The 18813-nt window shown below is 63.3% G+C and carries 15 protein-coding genes and 1 riboswitch; of the genes, 9 read left to right on the top strand and 6 right to left on the bottom strand.

Annotated elements, in window-relative coordinates; translation table 11 throughout:
- The first annotated feature begins 260 nt into the window (after positions 1–260).
- From ACMGE0_RS13155 to ubiA, 3 genes are all read left to right on the top strand, one after another.
- Positions 261–2570, top strand: a complete 2310-nt coding sequence (locus tag ACMGE0_RS13155; RefSeq protein WP_436816303.1) for a Tex family protein — start codon at positions 261–263, stop codon at positions 2568–2570.
- Positions 2571–2741: 171 nt separating this feature from the next.
- A complete protein-coding gene (locus ACMGE0_RS13150) occupies positions 2742–3998 on the top strand; it encodes a cyclopropane fatty acid synthase (RefSeq protein ID WP_436816302.1) in 1257 nt (418 codons plus the stop codon).
- An 80-nt stretch (positions 3999–4078) separates the two neighbouring features.
- Positions 4079–5029: a 4-hydroxybenzoate octaprenyltransferase gene (ubiA, locus tag ACMGE0_RS13145; RefSeq protein WP_436816301.1), complete on the top strand. Its 951-nt coding sequence runs from the start codon at positions 4079–4081 to the stop codon at positions 5027–5029.
- A gap of 75 nt (positions 5030–5104) precedes the next feature.
- Here the strand turns inward: ubiA and ACMGE0_RS13140 are convergent, their stop codons facing one another.
- The gene (locus ACMGE0_RS13140) at positions 5105–5671 is read right to left on the bottom strand and encodes a DUF6101 family protein (RefSeq protein ID WP_436816300.1); all 567 of its coding nucleotides are present in this window, start codon (positions 5669–5671) and stop codon (positions 5105–5107) included.
- A gap of 314 nt (positions 5672–5985) precedes the next feature.
- Between ACMGE0_RS13140 and ACMGE0_RS13135 the strand changes: the two genes are divergently transcribed.
- Positions 5986–8553, top strand: coding sequence for a DUF1217 domain-containing protein (locus tag ACMGE0_RS13135; protein ID WP_436816299.1), 2568 nt, complete (start codon positions 5986–5988; stop codon positions 8551–8553).
- A 14-nt stretch (positions 8554–8567) separates the two neighbouring features.
- Here the strand turns inward: ACMGE0_RS13135 and ACMGE0_RS13130 are convergent, their stop codons facing one another.
- The 4 genes from ACMGE0_RS13130 to ACMGE0_RS13115 are packed head-to-tail and all read right to left on the bottom strand — an operon-like array spanning position 8568 to position 12026.
- Positions 8568–8945 (bottom strand): winged helix-turn-helix domain-containing protein, encoded by a 378-nt coding sequence (locus ACMGE0_RS13130; protein WP_436816298.1) that lies wholly within the window; start codon positions 8943–8945, stop codon positions 8568–8570.
- Entirely contained in the window at positions 8942–10387 is a 1446-nt protein-coding gene (locus ACMGE0_RS13125; RefSeq protein WP_436816297.1) for an FAD-binding oxidoreductase, read from the bottom strand. Before ACMGE0_RS13125 ends, ACMGE0_RS13130 begins: the two co-directional genes overlap by 4 nt.
- 13 nt (positions 10388–10400) lie before the next feature.
- A complete protein-coding gene (locus tag ACMGE0_RS13120; RefSeq protein ID WP_436816296.1) occupies positions 10401–11378 on the bottom strand; it encodes an L-threonylcarbamoyladenylate synthase in 978 nt (325 codons plus the stop codon).
- 33 nt (positions 11379–11411) lie between these two features.
- The gene (locus ACMGE0_RS13115; RefSeq protein WP_436816295.1) at positions 11412–12026 is read right to left on the bottom strand and encodes a DUF6656 family protein; all 615 of its coding nucleotides are present in this window, start codon (positions 12024–12026) and stop codon (positions 11412–11414) included.
- Positions 12027–12179: 153 nt separating this feature from the next.
- A riboswitch (cobalamin riboswitch) is annotated at positions 12180–12395 on the top strand.
- A 112-nt stretch (positions 12396–12507) separates the two neighbouring features.
- On the opposite strand from ACMGE0_RS13115, the gene ACMGE0_RS13110 reads away from it, so the two are divergent.
- The 3 genes from ACMGE0_RS13110 (at position 12508) to ACMGE0_RS13100 (ending at position 14988) form a co-directional block, all read left to right on the top strand.
- On the top strand, positions 12508–13752 hold the full coding sequence (locus ACMGE0_RS13110; RefSeq protein WP_436816294.1) for an aromatic ring-hydroxylating oxygenase subunit alpha: 1245 nt from the start codon (positions 12508–12510) through the stop codon (positions 13750–13752).
- 118 nt (positions 13753–13870) lie between these two features.
- Entirely contained in the window at positions 13871–14296 is a 426-nt protein-coding gene (locus ACMGE0_RS13105) for a BA14K family protein (RefSeq protein WP_436816293.1), read from the top strand.
- A 197-nt stretch (positions 14297–14493) separates the two neighbouring features.
- On the top strand, positions 14494–14988 hold the full coding sequence (locus ACMGE0_RS13100; RefSeq protein WP_436816292.1) for a BA14K family protein: 495 nt from the start codon (positions 14494–14496) through the stop codon (positions 14986–14988).
- 68 nt (positions 14989–15056) lie between these two features.
- Here ACMGE0_RS13100 and ACMGE0_RS13095 read toward each other — a convergent pair whose 3' ends face one another.
- Entirely contained in the window at positions 15057–16052 is a 996-nt protein-coding gene (locus tag ACMGE0_RS13095) for a transporter (RefSeq protein WP_436816469.1), read from the bottom strand.
- A gap of 200 nt (positions 16053–16252) precedes the next feature.
- Between ACMGE0_RS13095 and ACMGE0_RS13090 the strand changes: the two genes are divergently transcribed.
- Both ACMGE0_RS13090 and ACMGE0_RS13085 read left to right on the top strand, forming a co-directional pair.
- The gene (locus tag ACMGE0_RS13090) at positions 16253–18034 is read left to right on the top strand and encodes an acyl-CoA dehydrogenase (protein WP_436816291.1); all 1782 of its coding nucleotides are present in this window, start codon (positions 16253–16255) and stop codon (positions 18032–18034) included.
- Between the two features lie 62 nt (positions 18035–18096).
- Positions 18097–18804: a crotonase/enoyl-CoA hydratase family protein gene (locus tag ACMGE0_RS13085; RefSeq protein WP_436816468.1), complete on the top strand. Its 708-nt coding sequence runs from the start codon at positions 18097–18099 to the stop codon at positions 18802–18804.
- Positions 18805–18813: the final 9 nt, after the last annotated feature.

Below are 18813 nucleotides of genomic sequence, written 5' to 3'. Positions count from 1 at the left end.
TCGAATGCCAGAGTCCTGGCTGTCTTGCTAGGCATACATACCTCCTTGCTGGCCGCGTCATGCGACTCGGGAAAATGTAATTCCGGACTTGGGAACATGAGAGCGGATAAGTTCTTTTCCACAGCGCTGCGGTTAGCAAATTCTTCAAGCCTGTCCTATTCTGGTACGCTGTCGCGCAAGCTGTGGACCTTCCGCGCCCTTGGTTGCCTTGCCGAAAACTTTCACTATGGTCGCGCCTCCGGTTTCAGAAGGGGACATGCATGGCCGCCGATACCCGTATGCTTGCCGCTGCGATTGCTGCGGAAATCAATGCCCGCCCGGAACAGGCCGCTGCCGCGATCGGGCTGATCGATGAGGGGGCCACCGTTCCGTTCATCGCGCGCTACCGCAAGGAAGTCACCGGCGGGCTGGACGACACGCAGCTTCGCACGCTTTCGGAGCGTCTCGTCTATCTGCGCGAGCTGGAAGCCCGGCGCGTATCGATCGTCGAATCGATCACCTCGCAGGGCAAGATGACCGACGAGCTCTCCGCGAAGATCGCCAGGGCCGCCACCAAGGCGGAGCTGGAAGACCTTTACCTGCCCTACAAGCCGAAGCGCCGCACCCGCGCCGAGATCGCCCGCGAGCGTGGCCTCGGACCGCTCGCCGAAGCGATCTGGGCCGACCGCGCCGCCGATCCCGTAAAGCTTGCCGAAGCCTATGTCGCAGGCGAGGTGACGGACGTGAAGGCGGCGCTCGACGGCGCACGCGACATCGTCGCCGAGACGATCTCGGAAAATGCCGACCTGCTCGGCAAATTGCGCCAGCACATGCGCTCCGGCGCAATCCTTAAGGCCAGGGTGGTCGACGGCAAGCAGGAGCAGGGCTCGAAATTCGCCGACTATTTCGACCATTCCGAACGCTGGGCGACGGCGCCCGGCCACCGTGCGCTCGCCATGCTGCGCGGCTGGAACGAGGAGGTACTGACGCTGACGATCGAGGTGGATCAGGACGATCCGTCGCCGGTCAAGCCGGCGCAGCGCATCGTCGCCGCCGCCTTCGACATCCGCGATAAGGGAGCCGCCGATCGCTGGCTGATGGATGTCGCCGGCTGGGCCTGGCGCGTCAAGCTCTCCGTATCCCTGTCGCTCGACCTGATGCGCGAGCTTCGCGAACGGGCAGAGGAGGAGGCGATCCACGTCTTCGCCCGCAATTTGAAGGACCTGCTGTTGGCCGCTCCTGCCGGTTCGCGCGCCACGATGGGCCTCGATCCGGGCATCCGCACCGGCGTCAAGGTCGCCGTGGTCGACGGCACCGGCAAGCTGCTCGAGACCACGACGGTCTACCCGTTCCCGCCGAAGAACGACGTGCGCGGCACGCAGGCGGAGCTCGCGTCGCTGATTCGCAAGCACGGGGTCGAGCTGATCGCCATCGGCAACGGCACCGGCAGCCGCGAGACGGAAAAGCTGGTGGCCGACATGCTGGCGAACCTGCCGGTGCTTCCCTCCGGAGCCAAGCCGACCAAGGTCATCGTCTCGGAAGCGGGCGCTTCGGTCTATTCCGCGTCCGAGACCGCAGCCGCGGAATTCCCCGAGCTCGACGTGTCGCTGCGCGGCGCCGTCTCCATCGCCCGCCGCCTGCAGGACCCGCTTGCCGAGCTCGTCAAGATCGAGCCGAAATCGATCGGTGTCGGCCAATATCAGCACGACGTCGATCAGGGAAAACTTTCCCGCTCGCTCGATGCGGTGGTCGAGGACGCCGTGAACGCGGTGGGCGTCGATCTCAATACGGCATCCGCGCCGCTGCTCGCCCGCGTCTCGGGCCTCAGCCGCTCGATCGCCGAGGCGATCGTCGTTCACCGCGACCAGAACGGCCCTTTCGGTAGCCGCAAGGAGCTGCTGAAGGTCGCCCGTCTCGGCAACCGCACCTTCGAGCAGGCCGCCGGCTTCCTGCGCATTCCGAACGGCAAGGAGCCGCTCGACGCCTCGGCCGTCCATCCGGAAGCCTATGGGGTCGCCAAGAAGATCGTTGCCGCCTGCGGCCGCGATCTGCGTTCGCTGATGGGCGACAGCGCCGCGCTGAAGGCGCTCGACCCGCGCAGGTTCATCGACGAGCAATTCGGCCTGCCGACGGTGAAGGACATCATCTCGGAACTCGAAAAGCCCGGCCGCGACCCGCGCCCGAGCTTCAAGACCGCGACGTTTGCGGAAGGCGTCAACGAGATCGACGACCTGAAGCCCGGCATGATGCTGGAAGGCACGGTGACGAATGTCGCCGCCTTCGGCGCCTTCGTGGATATCGGCGTGCATCAGGATGGCCTCGTGCACGTCTCCCAGCTCGCCGACCGGTTCGTCAAGGATCCGCACGAAGTGGTGAAAGCCGGCGACGTGGTGAAGGTCCGCGTGGTGGAAGTCGATGTGAGGCGCAAGCGAATCGGGCTTTCCATGCGCAAGGATGGCGGCGAGCCGGCGTCCGTATCGCGCGGCGGCGACCGCGGCAAGCCCGCGAACCCGAAGTTCATGAAGACGGAGAAATCGTCTTCGCAGGGCGCATTCGGCGCGGCACTCGCGGAAGCGTTGAAACGGAAGTAAAAACCTTCGACGTGTCCCGTAAAAATCAATCAGGAGCTGCAGCCGTCAAACATATTTGACGGCTGGATTTTTTGTGTCATTTTTGTGGCGCCGATGTGCTTGCATGTTGTGCGGAATGTACTATTTCTTTGCAATTGATAAGGCAGCCTTAGCATTCCAGGAGGTGAGTCCATGGCCTCGTCCCTTCACAATCTCCTCAACAAAATCATCAAGACCGGTACCCTGACCGTTCGCGGTTCGGGCGGCGAGCAGCGTTACGGCGGAGGCGGGGGCAGGGCGGTGACCCTCCGGTTCACGGACGAGGCTGCCGAACGGGAACTCGTCAACGATCCGCAGTTGAAGCTCGGCGAACTCTATATGGAGGGCCGTCTTCTCGTCGAAGACGGCGATATCTACGAGCTTCTCGCGCTCATCAAGGACAACACGCTGAGCGAAGGCCTGAGCTTCGGCATGATCTGGCACGGCCTTGCCCGGATGATCGTTTCCCAGTTCCGCAACCGCGTGCCGATCAACCACAACCGGCGCAACGTCGCCCATCATTACGACCTGGATGAAAAGCTGTTCTCGCTCTTCCTCGACGAGGACTGGCAGTATTCCTGCGCTTATTTCAATCCGCCCGGCATTTCGCTCGACGAGGCGCAGCTTGCCAAGAAGCGCCACATCGTCGCCAAGCTTTTGGCCGAGCCCGGCCAGAAGGCGCTGGAGATCGGCTCCGGCTGGGGCGGCATGGCCATGTATCTCGCCGAATCCTCCGGCGTCGATGTCACGGGCATCACGCTGTCGACGGAACAGCTCAAGATTTCCCGGGAGCGCGCGGCCAAGCGCGGGCTTGCCAGCAGCGTCCGCTTCGAGCTGCAGGACTATTACTACCTGCCGGCCGACAAGAGCTATGACCGCATCGTTTCCGTCGGCATGTTCGAGCATGTCGGCCGGCTGAACTATCGCAAGTTCTTCAACAAGGTGAACGACGTGCTGACCGATGACGGCGTCATGCTGCTGCACTCGATCGGCCAGCCCTATCCGGCGATCATCAACAATCCCTGGATCGAGAAATACATCTTCCCCGGCGGCTATATCCCGTCGATCGCCGAAGTGATGCCGGCAGTCGAGAAGGCGGGCCTTCTGGTCTCCGACATCGAGATCCTGCCGATGCATTACGCCTATACGCTGCGCCACTGGCGCCAGCGCTTCATGGCGAACAGGGAGAAGGCGGCCGCCCTCTACGACGAGCGTTTCGTGCGCATGTGGGAATTCTATCTCGCCGGCTCCGAAATGGCCTTCACGCACGAGAAATTCTTCATCTTCCAGATGCAGATCGTCAAGAAGCGCACCGCCGTTCCGGACAACCGCAACTATATCTATGAGCGCGAAGCGGAGCTGAAGGCCTTCGAGCAGCGCCGCGTGCCGCTCGACAGGATTGCTGTGTGAGATTTGCCGACGGAGCGCGGACCGCGGAAGGCTGCGGCCCGTGCTTGACCGCCCGCTTCGCCGGGCGCTAGAACCTCGCCATGACGAACGCCGACAATTTCAGCGGCCGCGTGGCCGACGCACCCTCCGACAATTGGGTCTACCGCGTTCTGCCGCGGCCGGCCTGGCCCTATGCCCAGCTTGCCAGATGGGACCGGCCGATCGGCTGGCAACTCCTGATGTGGCCCTGCTTCTGGTCGGCGGCGCTGGCGGCCAATGCCGCTCAGGACGAAGGGATGTTCTCCTTCGGTCTTTTCCTCTTTCACCTCGTTCTCTTCTTCATCGGCTCGGTCGCTATGCGCGGCGCCGGCTGCACCTATAACGATCTCGTCGATCACGACATCGACATGGAAGTGGCGCGCACCCGTTCGCGTCCGCTGCCGTCCGGCCGCATGTCCCGATTCGAAGCGAAGGTGTTCATCGCCGTTCAGGCTCTGATCGGCCTGCTTGTTCTGATTCAGTTCAACGCTTTTTCGATCCTCCTCGGCATCCTGTCGCTGGCGGTCGTGGCGATCTATCCTTTTGCCAAGCGCTTTACCGATTGGCCGCAGTTCTTTTTGGGACTTGCCTTTTCCTGGGGCGCGCTGATGGGCTGGGCCGGTGTGTTCGGCAGCCTCTCATGGGCGGCACTCTGGCTTTATCTTGCAGCGATTGCCTGGACGATCGGCTACGACACGATCTACGCACACCAGGACAAGGAGGACGACGAGTTGATCGGCGTGCGTTCGACGGCGCGCCTTTTTGCGGAGGACACCAAGGCCTGGCTTGTCGGCCTCTACGGCCTGGCGCTTCTGTTCCTGCTCTTCGCCTTCGCGGCGGCGGGCGTCGGGTTCCTGGCCTATCTCGGCCTTTTCACGGCCGCCCTCATGTTCGCCTGGCAGGTGCTGATCCTCGACATCGACAATGCCGACCAGTGCCTGAGGCTCTTCAAGTCCAACAATCGCGTGGGCGCGATCCTGTTCATCGGTCTCGTTCTGTCGCTGGCCGTCTAAAAGGAAAAGCCCGACCGGACCGGTCGGGCTTCCTCCCCTGGCGCGTGCGTTCTGGGCAAAGGGACAAGCAAAGCCCTAGCTGCGCGCGATAATCTCCTTGCCTTCGATCTTCATCGAAACACCCAGGCTGCCGGTGGTGCGGCGGACCAGGAAGCGCGGGCGGCGTGCAGCGAAATAGGAATGGCGCCGGCGCGGCTGTGCGCCGTTGGCGCGCACGTCGCCGATATGGTTTTCGAGCGGGCGGGCCACGCCGTCGGCTTCCACCATCAGCATGGGGATGCGGAAGGCCTCCGCCCAGCTCCGCCAGTCGGCGGCGATGTCGCAGAGGTCGTGAGCCACCAGAAGCGGAATGCAGAGATCCGGGTCTTCATGGTGGAGTTCCAGCGTGACGGTCACTTCACCGTCGCCGTGGTCGATGGCGCGGGCGGCCACGCCCCTGAAGGCGCGGGCCGGAAGGGCGAAGGAGAGCGGCAGACCGCTCGAGGGAAGAACCTTGCGCAGCACGGCGCCGCGCTCGTCGATGGTGATGGTGACATCTCCTGATGTCTCGCGCAGCGCATAGGTAACCTGCTGCGGGAAACGAGACGGATCGAGCCTCAATGTCGATCCTGCCCAAACGGGCTTCAGAACGGTATTGGTCATCGGTATGCTACCCTTGTTTTACCTGAGAGCCGTTGACGGTTTCTCTGCGGGACTTTTGTCCTCTGGCGCCAAACATAGGGGCTGGCATCTTCGAGACTGCTTAAAAATCGCGGTTAAGGAAGCTTTGCCTGCCTGGATGGTTAGCGAAAGGGCACGCTTTTGGGTTTCCGGAACGTGAATCGCCGGACCCTGTGCAGAGTCGGGACATGGACCGGGACATGCGGATGCCGATGGATGGAGACCGCTGAAAAGCCACGGGCAAGGCTGGGTCGCGATACTTGCGGCAGCATCATTCCGACTCGTGGGGCTTGTTCATGGTATCGACCTATCTGACCTTCGATCTTGTCAATCGCGACATACAGAAAAGCCTGAATCAGATCGGCAACCAGACGATGGTCGCCAATGATACCAAATATTACCAGGACAATATCGGCAACGTGAAGACGGTCGACGAGTTCCTCGACGACTACCGCCTGTATTCCTATGCGATGACCGCCTACGGCCTGGAAGACATGATCTACGCCAAGGCCTTCATGAAGCAGGTGCTGGAAAGCGATCTCAGCGACGACAACAGCTTTGCCAACCGCCTGACCGACGACCGCTACAAGAACTTCGCCTCCGCCTTCAATTTCGGCTCGTCCGCCTCCGACACGGCCACCGCCCAATCGGACGGGCAGATGGACGAGCTCTTCGACACTTACGACCGGACGATCGCCGCACTCAACGACACGACCGAGGAGGAGACGCGCTATTTCAAAGTGATGCTGGGCGAGACCGGCAATATCAAGAACGTCGACGAGTTCCTCAGGAACGACCGGCTGCGCGACTATATGTTCACGGCCTACGGTTACGATGCGACATACTATAATTATAACGCGATCCGCGGTGTGCTGACCAGCGATCCCGACGATCCGAACAGCTATTACAACACCGCCTATGGCAGCCGGATCGACCAGTACAATGCGGCAAAGACCGAAGATGCCGAGCTGGTGGAGCGGCAGTCCATCCTCGGCCTGCAGGATTCGATCGCGCTCGGAGAACAGCTCAAGGCCGAGCTCGAAGAGCAGATGGCCGCCAAGCAGGAGGAGCTGGACAACGGCGGCGACCCCGACGTCCTGCAGCCCGAGATCGACGCCCTGCAGGCCGAGATCACCAAGACCGAAAACCTGATCCAGAAGGATCGTGACGCCTTCGAAACGCAGCAGCCCCGGCTCGAGGAATTGAACTCCCGGCTCGTCCCGCCCGAACAGACGAACCAGCGGCGTGCAGAGCTCGCGAAGATCATCGAGAACACCAAGACTGATGTTCCGTTCCTGCAGCTCATGGAGATGCTGGCCGAGGATTTCCACTTCAATGCCGACGGGACTGTTCCGGCCGAAGGGGCCGTGACGCCGGAAAAGCTGCAGGAGATCGTCGGCGGCTATTTCAACAAGCAGACGCGCGTGACGCATGCCGAAGCGATGTTCAATCAGGAATATTTCGAGCAGAAGGTCAAAACGGCGACAAGCGTTTCCGATCTCACCGGCGACCCGCGTATTCTCGACTATATCAAGGCCGCCTTTGATCTGACCGACAGCTATATCGTGAAGTCGACGATCGAGCGGATTTTGATCAATGACGGCGGCATCGTGGAGGAATACGAGGCGGAGCGTCCGCAATACAGGGAGCTTTACGAGGCCTTCAACTTCAATGCGGATGGCACCGTCGCGGCGGGGGAAGCGCAGACCGACTTCCAGACCAACAAGACCCGCAATGACTACATGAGCCGGTGGGACGACAAGCAGGAAGAAGACTACGACAAGGCCGCCAAGTTCTACAAGACGGACATGGCGGCCGTCAAAACGCTCGATGATCTTTTCAGTTCGGATGCCGAGAGCACCCTCCAGTTCGCTTTGGAGGCCGTCGGCATCGAGCCTTCCGAATACTCGGCATACAAGCTCAAGAGCGTGTTGCGAAGCGATCTGTCCGATCCGAACAGCTATGTCTATCAGCTGAAGGACGAACGGCTCGTGACCTTCGCCAAGTTGTTCAACTTCGACAAGGACGGCGATATCACCACGCCGGTGCTGGCCCAGTCCAATGCGACGATTACCAACGTCGCCAAGGACTACATCTTGCGCAAGACCCGCTTCCTCGAAGGCGACGAACTGGAAGCGGCCAAGAAAAAGGCCGAGGAAGAGGCGAAATACTATACGGACACCCTGCAGCGCATCGACAGCCGCGACGAGCTGCTCGCCGACCGCAAGTTGCTCGACATCCTTCTGACGTCGAAGGGCATCGATCCTGAGACGGTGACCGACGATTTCCTGAAACAGGCCTTCAACTCCGATCTCGACGACCCGGAAAGCTTCGTCAACAAGCAGGACGACAAGCGGTTTGCGCAGCTTGTCGGCACCTTCAACTTCGATTCCCAGGGCAATATCGACCGCAGTTCCGTCGGCGAGGCCCAGAACGGCGGCGAGGTGGCCGCAACCCTGAGCCTCTACGTGCGGCAGCTTCTGGAAACGCAGCAGGGCGAGGAAAACGCGGGCGTCCGCCTGGCGCTTTATTTCCAGCGCATGGCCGACACCATCACCGACCCCTACGTCATCCTCGGCGACGAGGCGCTGATGGAGTTCTTCCGCGTCACTTTCCAGCTGCCGCAGGAACTCGGCAACATGGATGTCGATCAGCAGGCGAAGATCGTCGAGAAGAATCTCAATCTCGAAGATCTGTCCGACCCGGAAAAGCTCGACAAGCTGATCGAGCGCTTCACGATGATGTACGACCTGGAGAACACCACCGTGAGTTCGTCGGCGCTCGACATCCTCTATGGCGGCAGCGGTTCCGCAGGCATCAGCGCCGATACCCTGTGGGCATTGTCCCAGATCAAGATGGGTTAAGGCGGCAGAGCCTCTCAGACGTCGTTTTTGCCCGCCGGTTCGAAATTCGGATCGGCATTGTCCGCCAGCCAGTCGAGATCGGCGTGCATCGCGCCGCGGCTTGCCTCCTCCATGCGGCGATACCGGGAAAGCAGTTCCTGGCCGAATTCGGTCAGGCCGGCTCCGCCGCCGCTTTTTCCGCCGTGGCGGGTGAAGATCGACGGCTCGCGAAACATGCGGTTGATCTCGTCGCCGAGCAGCCATGCCCGGCGATACGACATGCCGATCGCCGCACCCGCGGCCCGGATCGAGCCGTGTTCGGCGATGAGCTGGAGAAGCTGCGCCTTTCCGGGACCAAGCCTCACGCCGTTGCCGAGATCGATGCGGATCGTGGTTCGCGCAGACCGGCTCATGGGATCGCCACCACCTTGCCCGGGTTCATGATGCCGGCCGGATCGAAGGCCTTCTTGATCCGCCGCATGAGATCCATTTCGATCGGCGAGCGGATATGCGCGAGCTCGTCGCGCTTCAACTGGCCGATACCGTGTTCGGCCGAGATCGAGCCGCCGGCCGCCAGCACGATGCTGTGCACGATCTCGTTGATCTCCCGCCAGCGGGCGATGAAGGCCCCCTTGTCGGCCGCCATGTCGGCACTGACGGGCTGGGAAATGTTGTAATGGATATTGCCGTCGCCGAGATGGCCGAAGGCGCAGATGCGGGCGCCGGGAACGGCGGCCATGACCGCCTTACCGGCTTCCGCCATGAAGGCCGGGATTTTCGAGACCGGCACCGAGACGTCGTGCTTGATCGAGCCGCCTTCCGGCTTCTGGGCGTCGGACATGCTTTCCCGCATATGCCAGAGCGCCTTCTGCTGGGCGACGGAGGAGGCGATCACCGCGTCGCGGATGAGCCCCGCTTCGAACCCCTGTTCGAGCAGCGACTGGATCATGGTCTCTGCCGTCCCGGCGGAATCGGAGGTGGAGATATCGATCAGCGCGTACCAGGGATGCGGCTCGGAAAGCGGATCGCGCACGCCCTCGATGTGGCGGGTGGTGAATTCGATGCCGATGCGCGGCATCAGCTCGAAACCCGTCAGCGCCGTGCCGCAAAGGTTCGAGGCCCGCTCGAAGAGCTTCAGGGCATCTTCAGGGGAGTCGAGGCCCGCCAGCGCCACCTGGTGGCCGGCCGGCTGCGGAAAGAGTTTCAGGACGGCGCCGGTGATGATGCCGAGCGTGCCTTCCGCGCCGATGAAGAGGTCGCGCAGGTCGTAGCCGGTATTGTCCTTCTTGAGGCGGCGCAGCCCGTCCCAGATCTCGCCCGTCGGCAATACAACCTCCAGACCGAGGCAGAGCTGGCGCATGTTGCCGTAGGCGAGCACGGCGGTGCCGCCGGCATTGGTGGAGAGATTGCCGCCGATGCGGCAGGAGCCTTCCGAACCGAGCGACAGCGGAAACAGCCGGCCGGCCGCCTCGGCCGCCTTCTGCACGTCGGCGAGGATCGCGCCGCCATCGGCGACGAGCACGTTGGCAACGGGGTCGACATCGCGGATGCGGTTCATCCGTTCGAGCGAGACGATCAGGTCGCTGCCGCCGGTGCGGGGCGTCTGGCCGCCGACGAGGCCGGTATTGCCCGTTTGCGGCACGATCGGCGTCCCGGTCTCGCTCGCGAGCTTGAGGATTTCCGAAACCTCCTGCGTCGAGCCGGGCTTCAGCAGCATGGGCGAGGAGCCCTGATAGAGCCCGCGGCCCTCGACGAGATGCGGGGCCATGTCCTGCGGGTCGCGCAGGACATGGCTTTCGCCGACGATCGCCGCGAAGCGGTCGAGAAGCTCTGGTTTCGGTCCGGAAATATCCATCGGCAGCCTCCTCCTATTCCCGTGGCGCGGCGGCGCGGGCCAGCCGGTCGTTGATCGCCTCGCCAAGCCCGTGGTCGGGAATGGGCGTGACGGCAATACGGGCCGCACCGGTCGCATCGGCGCGCTTCAGGTAAGCGAACAGATTTGCCGCCGCCTGCGCAAGATCGCCGGAAGGGCTCAAATCAAAAACCGCGGTGGCAAGCTCTATTCCCTTTACCGGGGCGGAACCCAGCCGGATCAGCGCTTCGCCGGGTTCGACGTGATCGGCGTTGAGCCGGACGGCCGCGCCCGGCGCATAGTGGGAGGCGAGCATGCCCGGCGCCTCGATGATCGCCGCCGGGCCGTCCGGCCGGATCACCGGGAGGCCGGTGGCTTTCTCGATCTCCTCCACCGCGACGCCGCCGGGTCTCAGTAGGCGGATAATGCCGTCCTCGACGCGGACGATGGTCGATTCCACGCCGACGGGGGCTGCGCCGCCATCGACGATGAGCTTGAGCCTGTCGCCCAGGTCCTCCGCCACATGCTGCGCGCTTGTCGGGCTCACCTTGCCGGACGTGTTGGCGCTCGGCGCGGCAAGCGGCTTCCCGAAGGCGCGGATGAGCTCGGATGCGAACCCTTTCGGCAGGCGGATGCCGATCGTGTCGAGACCCGCGGTGGCGAGCGAGTGGATGCCGCTTTCCGGCTTCAGCGGCAGGATCAGCGTCAGCGGCCCCGGCCAGAAGGTCTCGGCGAGCTTTTTCGAGATCGGGTCGAAAACCGCATAGCGCTCGGCCATGGAAAGATCGGCCGCATGGCAGATCAGCGGGTTGAAGCGCGGCCGGCCCTTGGTCTCGTAAATGCGGGCAATGGCTGCCGGGTTGGTGGCGTCCGCGGCAAGCCCGTAAACGGTCTCGGTGGGGATCGCCACCGGATAACCTTCCGCCAAGACGGCTGAGGCCTTGAGGAGCGCGCGTTCATGATCCCGGGTGATGTCGATGATGTCGGCCGTCATGTCCGCCCGTCAATAGCGCGGACCGGGCTTCCGTCAAAGCTTTTTGATGATTTCGCGCAGCGCATGGCTCGATGCGCCGAGCGTCAGCACGTTCTTGATCGCTTCCATCGGATCGTTGGTCTGGAACAGGAGCCCGTTCTTGCGGATCGAGCGGTCGATCCGGAACGGTTCGCCCGGCTCCCCCTCGATCGCCACGGCGAAGTACATGCGCGAATAGGTCGTGCTGATGCGTTCGAAGAACCTTTCCTCCTCGCCGATCTCGGAAAAGAAATTGGCGATATAGAAGGACCAGCTGACCGGCATGCGGCGTCCGAGGAACGTTCTCGCGGCCGTGACATGGCAGTAGCCGAGATGCGGACGCTCGTCGAGCGTGCGGTGGAAGATGATCTTCGGGAACTGGATCGATCGATGGAATGCGTTGATCCGCTCGTGGCTCTTTTCTCCGGCTGCTTCCAGTTTCTTGCCGGTGCGCGCGGCGACGTCCGCATAACCGATATAGCGCCGTTCTGCCGGCACCCAGATGGCGCTGTCGCGGGCGATGCGTCCGGTCCGCAGGAATTCCGAATGCGCGGTAGGCTTCGTCCCCGCCGGCGCGGGAGGCTTCGGCGGAGGAGCTTCGTAGTAGCGGAATTTTCCTTTGGCCTGCACGGGGGCATCGCTCCTGTTGATGCCGGAAATCTTGAGCTTCAGCCCTCAATGACAGGTTTTCCTTTCGCGGGGCTTAAGGGTTTTCCGAAGCCGTCGTCAATGCGGTTGCCGATGTCGCAATGTTGCCTATGCGACACGTGGGGCAGATGATTATATCCGCTGCAAGCTCAAGGTGCCGCCTCGCTAGGGAGGGCGGAGAATTGGGAAGCCGGTCGAAGCCCGGCGCTGCCCCCGCAACGGTGGTGGAGTGTAAGAGGCATGGCACAAGCCACTGGGAAAGAGCCGCAAGGGCCGCCCGGGAAGGCGCCATGCCCGTCCCGCGAGGGACAGCTCCTGAGCCCGGAAACCAGCCTGAGGTGAAAGAGAATTTGACCGATCGCGGCGGGCGCTCGGGACGCGGAGATTGGCGGGGCGAGACCGGCCGGCGTTTCCATGTCCTTCCGCAGGCCGCCCCAAGGCTCGCTTCGACAAGGAAGGCAAGATGGAAACTCGCAGTCAGGTCCTGCGGCAGCTCAAGAACCGCCGCGAAGGCTTCAGCCTCGAACAGGCCTTTTACACCGATCCCGATTATTACAAGCTCGATCTCGAATTGATCTGGTATCGCGATTGGCTGTTCGTCGGCCACGATTGCGAACTGCCCAAGGCCGGCAGCTATTTCACGTTGCAGATCGGCGACTATCCGGTCGTCGTCGTGCGCGGCCGTGACGGCCTGATCCGGGCGCTCCACAATACCTGCCGCCACCGCGGCAGCCGGGTATGCACCAAGGAAAGCGGCTCGGCGGTGCGGCTCGTCTGTCCCTACCATCAATGGACCTACGAACTCGACGGCTCGCTGCTCATCGCCCGGCAGATGGGCCAGGATTTCGACAAGAGAGAGTTCGGGTTGAAGAAGGTCCATTGCGAGAGCGTCGCCGGCTACATCTTCATCTGCCTTGCCAACGAGGCGCCGGATTTCGCGCCCGTTCGCGAGGCGATCGAGCCCTATATGGCGCCGCACCGCCTGTCGGAGGCCAAGGTCGCCCACCAGTCGACGATCATCGAGAAGGGCAATTGGAAGCTCGTCTGGGAAAACAACCGCGAATGCTATCATTGCGCCGGCAATCACCCGGAACTCTGCCGCACGTTTCCGGAAGCGCCTACCGTCACCGGCGTGTCGGGCGCGATCGACGATCCGGTCATCATCGAGCACTGGCGGCGCTGCGAGGCGGCCGATCTGCCGAGCGAGTTCAGGATATCGCCGGACGGCCAGTTCCGCGTCGCCCGCATGCCGCTGATCGAGGGCGCCGAAAGCTACACGATGTCGGGCAGGAATGCCGTGCAGCGAAAACTCTCCGACGACGTGACGATCGATGGGATCGGCACGATGCTGCTCTTCCATTACCCGACCACGTGGAACCACATGCTGGGCGACCATGCGGTCTCCTTCCGCGTCACACCACTCGGACCGGAGGAAACGGCGGTCACCACCAAATGGCTGGTCCACAAGGATGCGGTCGAGGGCGTCGATTACAATCTCGAAGAGCTGACGCATGTCTGGAACATGACCAACGACCAGGACCGCCAGATCGTCGAGGAAAACGCCTTCGGGATCCGTTCGCCGGCATATGAGCCGGGACCTTATTCGGCGATCCACGAGGGCGGCGTCATGCAGTTCGTCGAATGGTATTCGAATTTCATGGTCAATCGCCTTCAGGGCGATCAGACGATGCTTTCGATCGTCGCATGATGCAGTTTGCCCTGGGACCGATCGCTTATTCGTGATTGGCTCCAGCCCGGCCGTCATGGAACCAAGTCCTTCTATCCGCGTTGTTTTCTGCCAATACTTCCTGAAAGGAAACACCAGGATGAGACCCCTCCACCTGCGTTTGACCGCGGCAGCGCTTGCGGTCGCTTCTGCGCTCACCAGCTTCACATCGGCTCAGGCTTTGCAGATGCCTTCGGCTCCCGCCATTTCGGCTGCAAGCGCCGTGACGGATGTCCAGTACCGGGATCGCCGTGACTGGCGGCGCGACCGCTACGGCTGGCATCGCGGTTATCGCGGCTATCGCGATCGCCGTCCGGGCTATCGGTATTACAATGGCTTCTGGTTCCCGCTGGCGGCCTTCGGCACCGGGGTAATCATCGGCGGAGCGATTGCAAATGATCGCGGCCCTTATTCCGGCCGACATGTCGCCTGGTGCGAGAGCCGCTACCGTAGCTATCGCGCATCGGACAATACCTATGTGCCGCGCGCCGGCGTCCGGGCGCGATGCGTATCGCCGTACCGGTAAAAATCGTCTCGGGGCTGGATGTGGAACCCGGTTCGGGCACGCTGCCCGGGCCGGGCTTCCGTTGCTCCGGGGCGTTAATCACGCATTCAGGATGAATTTCCTAGGATCGCCGCGAAGTTACGGTCCGCCGATGGCAGACGCCGTCGAGGCCGGCGAAGGAAACAGAAAACATCGACCAAGGGTTGGGAGAGTTCAATATGACGCTGTTCAAGAAAATTGCGGTCGCGGGCATTTCCGCCGCCGTTCTGGTTGGCTCGCTGATGCCGGCCGGGGCAATGCCGCTGCCGGTCGCTCCGGCGGCCGGGATCGAGGCGAGTTCGGACGTAAATCTGGTGCAGTATCGCCGCGACTGGCGTGACGGCCGCGATTGGCGTGACCGCCGCGATTGGGGTGACCGCCGGGGCTGGTACCGCGGCCATCGCGGCTATCGTGATCGCCGCCCGGGCTACCGTTATCACGAGGGCTACTGGTTCCCGCTGGCGGCATTCGGCGCCGGCGCGCTGATCGGCGGCGCCATCGCTGCCCAGCCGCGCTATGTCGAGCCGGCTCCCGCCCCGGTCTATGGCGGCGGTGGTCTCAATCCGCGCCACTACGAATGGTGCTCTTCCCGTTATCGGTCCTACGATGCCTATTCGAACTCGTTCCAGCCCTATAACGGCCCGCGCCAGACCTGCTACTCGCCCTATTACTGAGGCGAGGGAAATCCCTTTGAAAACCCGTTCGGTGCAAGCCGGGCGGGTTTTCGTTTGCGAGGCCGGGATCAGAGAATGCCGACCCGCCTCAATAGCCACCAGGCGGCGAGCACGGACAGGACGATGAGGCCGAGCGCATAGGCTGTCCCGCCCACGCCTTCCGCGAAGGGCAGGGAGGACGTGTTCATGCCGAAGAAGCCGGTGACCAGCGTCGGCGGCAGCAGGAAGGCCGTCATCAGCGACAGGATGTAGAGGTGCCGGTTCGTCTCGGAGGAGAGCTTCGAGTCGATTTCCTCGTGCAGCAGCCGGGCGCGCTCCTGCAGCGCATAGACGTCGTGGTCGACCGCTTCCAGCCGGCCGACGAGGCGCGAGGCGGCATCGTCGAAACCGGGCGGCATTTCGTCGCCGTCGGCGGCCGCTGCCCGCCGCATCAGCGTCAGCACGGTCCTCAGGTGCCGATGCAGCCTGACCACTGTTCGCCGGACCGGCGCAAGCCGCCGGCGCTCATCGCGCGGCGCATTGTCGTAGACGAAATCCTCGATGAGGTTCAGCTCCTCGGTGAGCTCCATGACGAGGCTGATCAGGGTGCGCTGGAATTCGGCGACCAGCGTTTCGAACACGTCGATCGGCTGCCTGTAGCGCGAGGCGTTCTTTTCGATGGCCGCCCGTGCGCGGTCGATCGACCTGAGCGGCTGCAGCCGTGTGGTGATGATCACCCTGTCGGAGACGAAGAAATGCAGCCAGCCGATATCGCGCGTGTCGCTGTCGAACTCCCGCTGGAAATCGACCAGCGTGCCGTAGACGAGCTGTTCGTCGAGCGTGATGGCTGCGTGGGTGTCATGCGTGGTCAGCGCCGCGATGGCCGGCGGGGTGAGGCCCGGAAAATTTTCGAGGAAAGCGGTGACGCGCGTATCGGCGAGATTGAGGTGAAGCCAGAGGAAGCCCTCGGCCACGTCGAGATCGCTGCGCGCCGCGTCGAGCGGCAATCGGGTGCACGGCGCCGAACCCGGACGGAAGTGATAGGCCCAGACGAGGCCTGGAACGGCGGGGGCGAGGATGGACATGGGCGAGGAATCCGGAAGCATGCGCGTCACTCCTTAGGCCTCTTGTGTAACGCCGGTTCGACAAGATTTTCTAAAGCGAAAGAGATAGTGATGGGAAGCTGCCTGCCGCTGTAGTTGACAATCACATTTACGTTTACGTAAAAGAAAGGGCAGGAGCGGGCAGCATGCGGCAAGGCGCGCATGCGCCAAGGAGGAGCATCATGTACAAGGCACCGGTCGAGGAGATCGCCTTCACCCTGAACCATGTAGCGGGCCTGGCGGAGGCCGTGGAGATCGGCCGGTTCGGCGATCTTTCCGCCGATCTGGTCGATGCGATCCTGGAGGAGGCCGGCCGCTTCGCCGGCAACGAGATGGCGCCGCTCGGCGAGGTCGGCGATCGGCAGGGTGCGCGCCTCGTCGACGGCGAGGTGAAGACGCCGGACGGCTGGCCGGACCTCTACCGCCGCTGGCGCGAGGGGGGCTGGAACGGGCTGACCGCCCCCGAAGCCTTCGGCGGCCAGCATCTGCCGCATATGCTGAACGTCGCGGCGCTCGAAATGTGGAATTCCGCCTCCATGGCCTTCGCGCTCGCGCCGACGCTCACCATGGGCGCGATCGAGGCGCTCGTGGCCCACGGCAGCGACGCGCTCAAGGAAAAATATCTCGCGAAGATGGTCTCCGGCGAATGGACCGGCACCATGAACCTCACCGAGCCGCATGCCGGCTCCGATCTCGGCGTGCTGAAGACCCGCGCCGAACGTCGCGACGACGGCACCTACCGCATCTTCGGCCAGAAAATTTTCATTACCTGGGGCGAGCACGATGCGGCGGATAACATCATCCATCTCGTGCTTGCGCGCCTCCCCGATGCGCCGGCCGGCACGCGCGGCATCTCGCTCTTCCTGGTGCCGAAATTCCTCGTCGGTGACGACGGTTCGCTCGGCCCCCGCAACGACGTCTTTTGTCATTCGATCGAACACAAGCTCGGCATCCACGGTTCTCCAACCTGCACGATGATCTACGGCGACGGGGTTTTCGGCGAGGAGAAGGGGGCGGTCGGCTGGCTGATCGGCGAGGAGAACAAGGGTCTCGCCTGCATGTTCACCATGATGAACAATGCCCGGCTCGCGGTCGGCATGCAGGGTGTGGCGATCGCCGAAGCCGCAACGCAGAAGGCGGTTGCCTATGCCCGCGAGCGGACGCAGGGCAAGGCGCCCGGCTGGTCCGGATCGGACATGAGCCCGATTCTCGAGCATCCGGATATTGCTCAGACGCTCATCACCATGAAGGCGCTGACCCAGGGCGCGCGCGCCATCTGCTATGCCTGCGCCTATGCGATCGACATGTCGCACCACACGGAAGGCGAAGAGGCCCGCCACTGGAGCGAGCGCGCCGCACTCCTGACGCCCGTCGCCAAGTCTTTCGCCACGGATATCGGTGTCGATGTCGCCTCGCTCGGCATCCAGGTGCATGGCGGCATGGGCTTCATCGAGGAGACGGGTGCTGCCCGTTATCTCCGCGACGCCCGCATCGCGCCGATCTACGAGGGCACCAACGGCATCCAGGCGATCGATCTCGTGACCCGCAAGCTGCCGCTCTCCTCCGGCGAGCAGGTGCGCGGCTTCATCGGCGAGATGAAGGAGGTTGCCGACAGGGTGGCTGCTTCAAACGATCCGACTTTTGGCGAAACCGGCGACAGGCTGAAGGCCGCGATCGCCGCGCTCGAGACCGCCACCAACTGGCTGCTGGAAACGCAGGCCGATGGCAGGGCGGCCGATTCGCTTTCCGGCGCGACGCCCTATCAGCGCCTGTTCGGCCTGACGCTCACCGGCTGCTACCTCGGCAAGGGCGCGCTTGCCGACATCGGCGACGGTGGGGCGGAAAAGCGTGTGGCGCTCTGCCGCTTCATGGCGGAAAACCTGCTTGCCGAAACCTCGGCGCTGAAGGACCGTGTCGTCTCTGGCGCCGCGAGCCTCGAAGCAGCCCGCGCAATCCTCGCCTGAAGGAGTTTTCCGTGAGCGACAGCCATATCCTCGTCGAACGCCCGCAGACCCGGCCGGGCGTGATGGTGATCCGCTTCAACCGGCCGGAAAAGAAGAACGCGATTACTTCGGCCATGTACCACCGCATGACCGCGGCGCTGGAAGAGGCGAATGGCGACGAGACGGTGCGTGCCGTCGCCTTCCTGGGTAGCGAGGGCTGTTTCTCGGCCGGCAACGACATGGGCGATTTCCTGACCTATGCCCTCTCGGGTTCCAAGGAGGTGCCCGCCGCAGCCGTTTTCATCAAGGCGCTGGCACTTGCCGAAAAGCCGCTGGTCTCCGGCGTCGACGGACTGGCAATCGGCATCGGCACGACGCTCAACCTGCATTGCGACATGACGGTCGCCTCCGGCCGCAGCCTGTTCAAGACGCCTTTCGTCGATCTGGCGCTGGTGCCGGAAGCCGCCTCCAGCCTTCTGGCGCCGAGGGTCATGGGCCATCAGCGCGCCTTCGCCATGCTGGTGGCGGGCGAAGGTTTTTCCGCGAAGGCCGCACTGGAAGCCGGCCTCGTCTGGAAGATCGTCGAGCCCGAAGTCGTAGAGGCGGAAACGCTCTCGCTTGCCGCAGGCCTGGCCGCCAAGCCGCCACAGGCGCTGAAGATCGCCCGCGATCTGGTGCGCGGTTCCCGCGACGAGGTTCTCGCCCGCATCGACGAGGAACTCGTGCATTTCTCCGCGCAGCTCAAAAGCCCGGAGGCGCGCGCCGCATTCGAGGCCTTCATGCGGCGTTAACGCTGCCGA

It is taken from the genome of Neorhizobium descurainiae (genome assembly GCF_051400715.1).
Classification (GTDB): Bacteria; Pseudomonadota; Alphaproteobacteria; order Rhizobiales; family Rhizobiaceae; genus Neorhizobium.
This window is presented reverse-complemented; position numbering and strand designations above follow the sequence as displayed.

Excerpts from the sequence above, each read along its gene's own strand:
- ACMGE0_RS13110 (WP_436816294.1), top strand. The coding sequence starts at position 12,508 with ATGGAAACTCGCAGTCAGGTCCTGCGGCAGCTCAAGAACCGCCGCGAA.
- ACMGE0_RS13105 (WP_436816293.1), top strand. The coding sequence starts at position 13,871 with ATGAGACCCCTCCACCTGCGTTTGACCGCGGCAGCGCTTGCGGTCGCT.
- ACMGE0_RS13120 (WP_436816296.1), bottom strand. The coding sequence starts at position 11,378 with ATGACGGCCGACATCATCGACATCACCCGGGATCATGAACGCGCGCTC.
- ubiA (WP_436816301.1), top strand. The coding sequence starts at position 4,079 with ATGACGAACGCCGACAATTTCAGCGGCCGCGTGGCCGACGCACCCTCC.
- ACMGE0_RS13135 (WP_436816299.1), top strand. The coding sequence starts at position 5,986 with ATGGTATCGACCTATCTGACCTTCGATCTTGTCAATCGCGACATACAG.
- ACMGE0_RS13150 (WP_436816302.1), top strand. The coding sequence starts at position 2,742 with ATGGCCTCGTCCCTTCACAATCTCCTCAACAAAATCATCAAGACCGGT.
- ACMGE0_RS13100 (WP_436816292.1), top strand. The coding sequence starts at position 14,494 with ATGACGCTGTTCAAGAAAATTGCGGTCGCGGGCATTTCCGCCGCCGTT.
- ACMGE0_RS13130 (WP_436816298.1), bottom strand. The coding sequence starts at position 8,945 with ATGAGCCGGTCTGCGCGAACCACGATCCGCATCGATCTCGGCAACGGC.
- ACMGE0_RS13090 (WP_436816291.1), top strand. The coding sequence starts at position 16,253 with ATGTACAAGGCACCGGTCGAGGAGATCGCCTTCACCCTGAACCATGTA.
- ACMGE0_RS13085 (WP_436816468.1), top strand. The coding sequence starts at position 18,097 with ATGGTGATCCGCTTCAACCGGCCGGAAAAGAAGAACGCGATTACTTCG.
- ACMGE0_RS13140 (WP_436816300.1), bottom strand. The coding sequence starts at position 5,671 with ATGACCAATACCGTTCTGAAGCCCGTTTGGGCAGGATCGACATTGAGG.
- ACMGE0_RS13155 (WP_436816303.1), top strand. The coding sequence starts at position 261 with ATGGCCGCCGATACCCGTATGCTTGCCGCTGCGATTGCTGCGGAAATC.
- ACMGE0_RS13095 (WP_436816469.1), bottom strand. The coding sequence starts at position 16,052 with ATGTCCATCCTCGCCCCCGCCGTTCCAGGCCTCGTCTGGGCCTATCAC.
- ACMGE0_RS13125 (WP_436816297.1), bottom strand. The coding sequence starts at position 10,387 with ATGGATATTTCCGGACCGAAACCAGAGCTTCTCGACCGCTTCGCGGCG.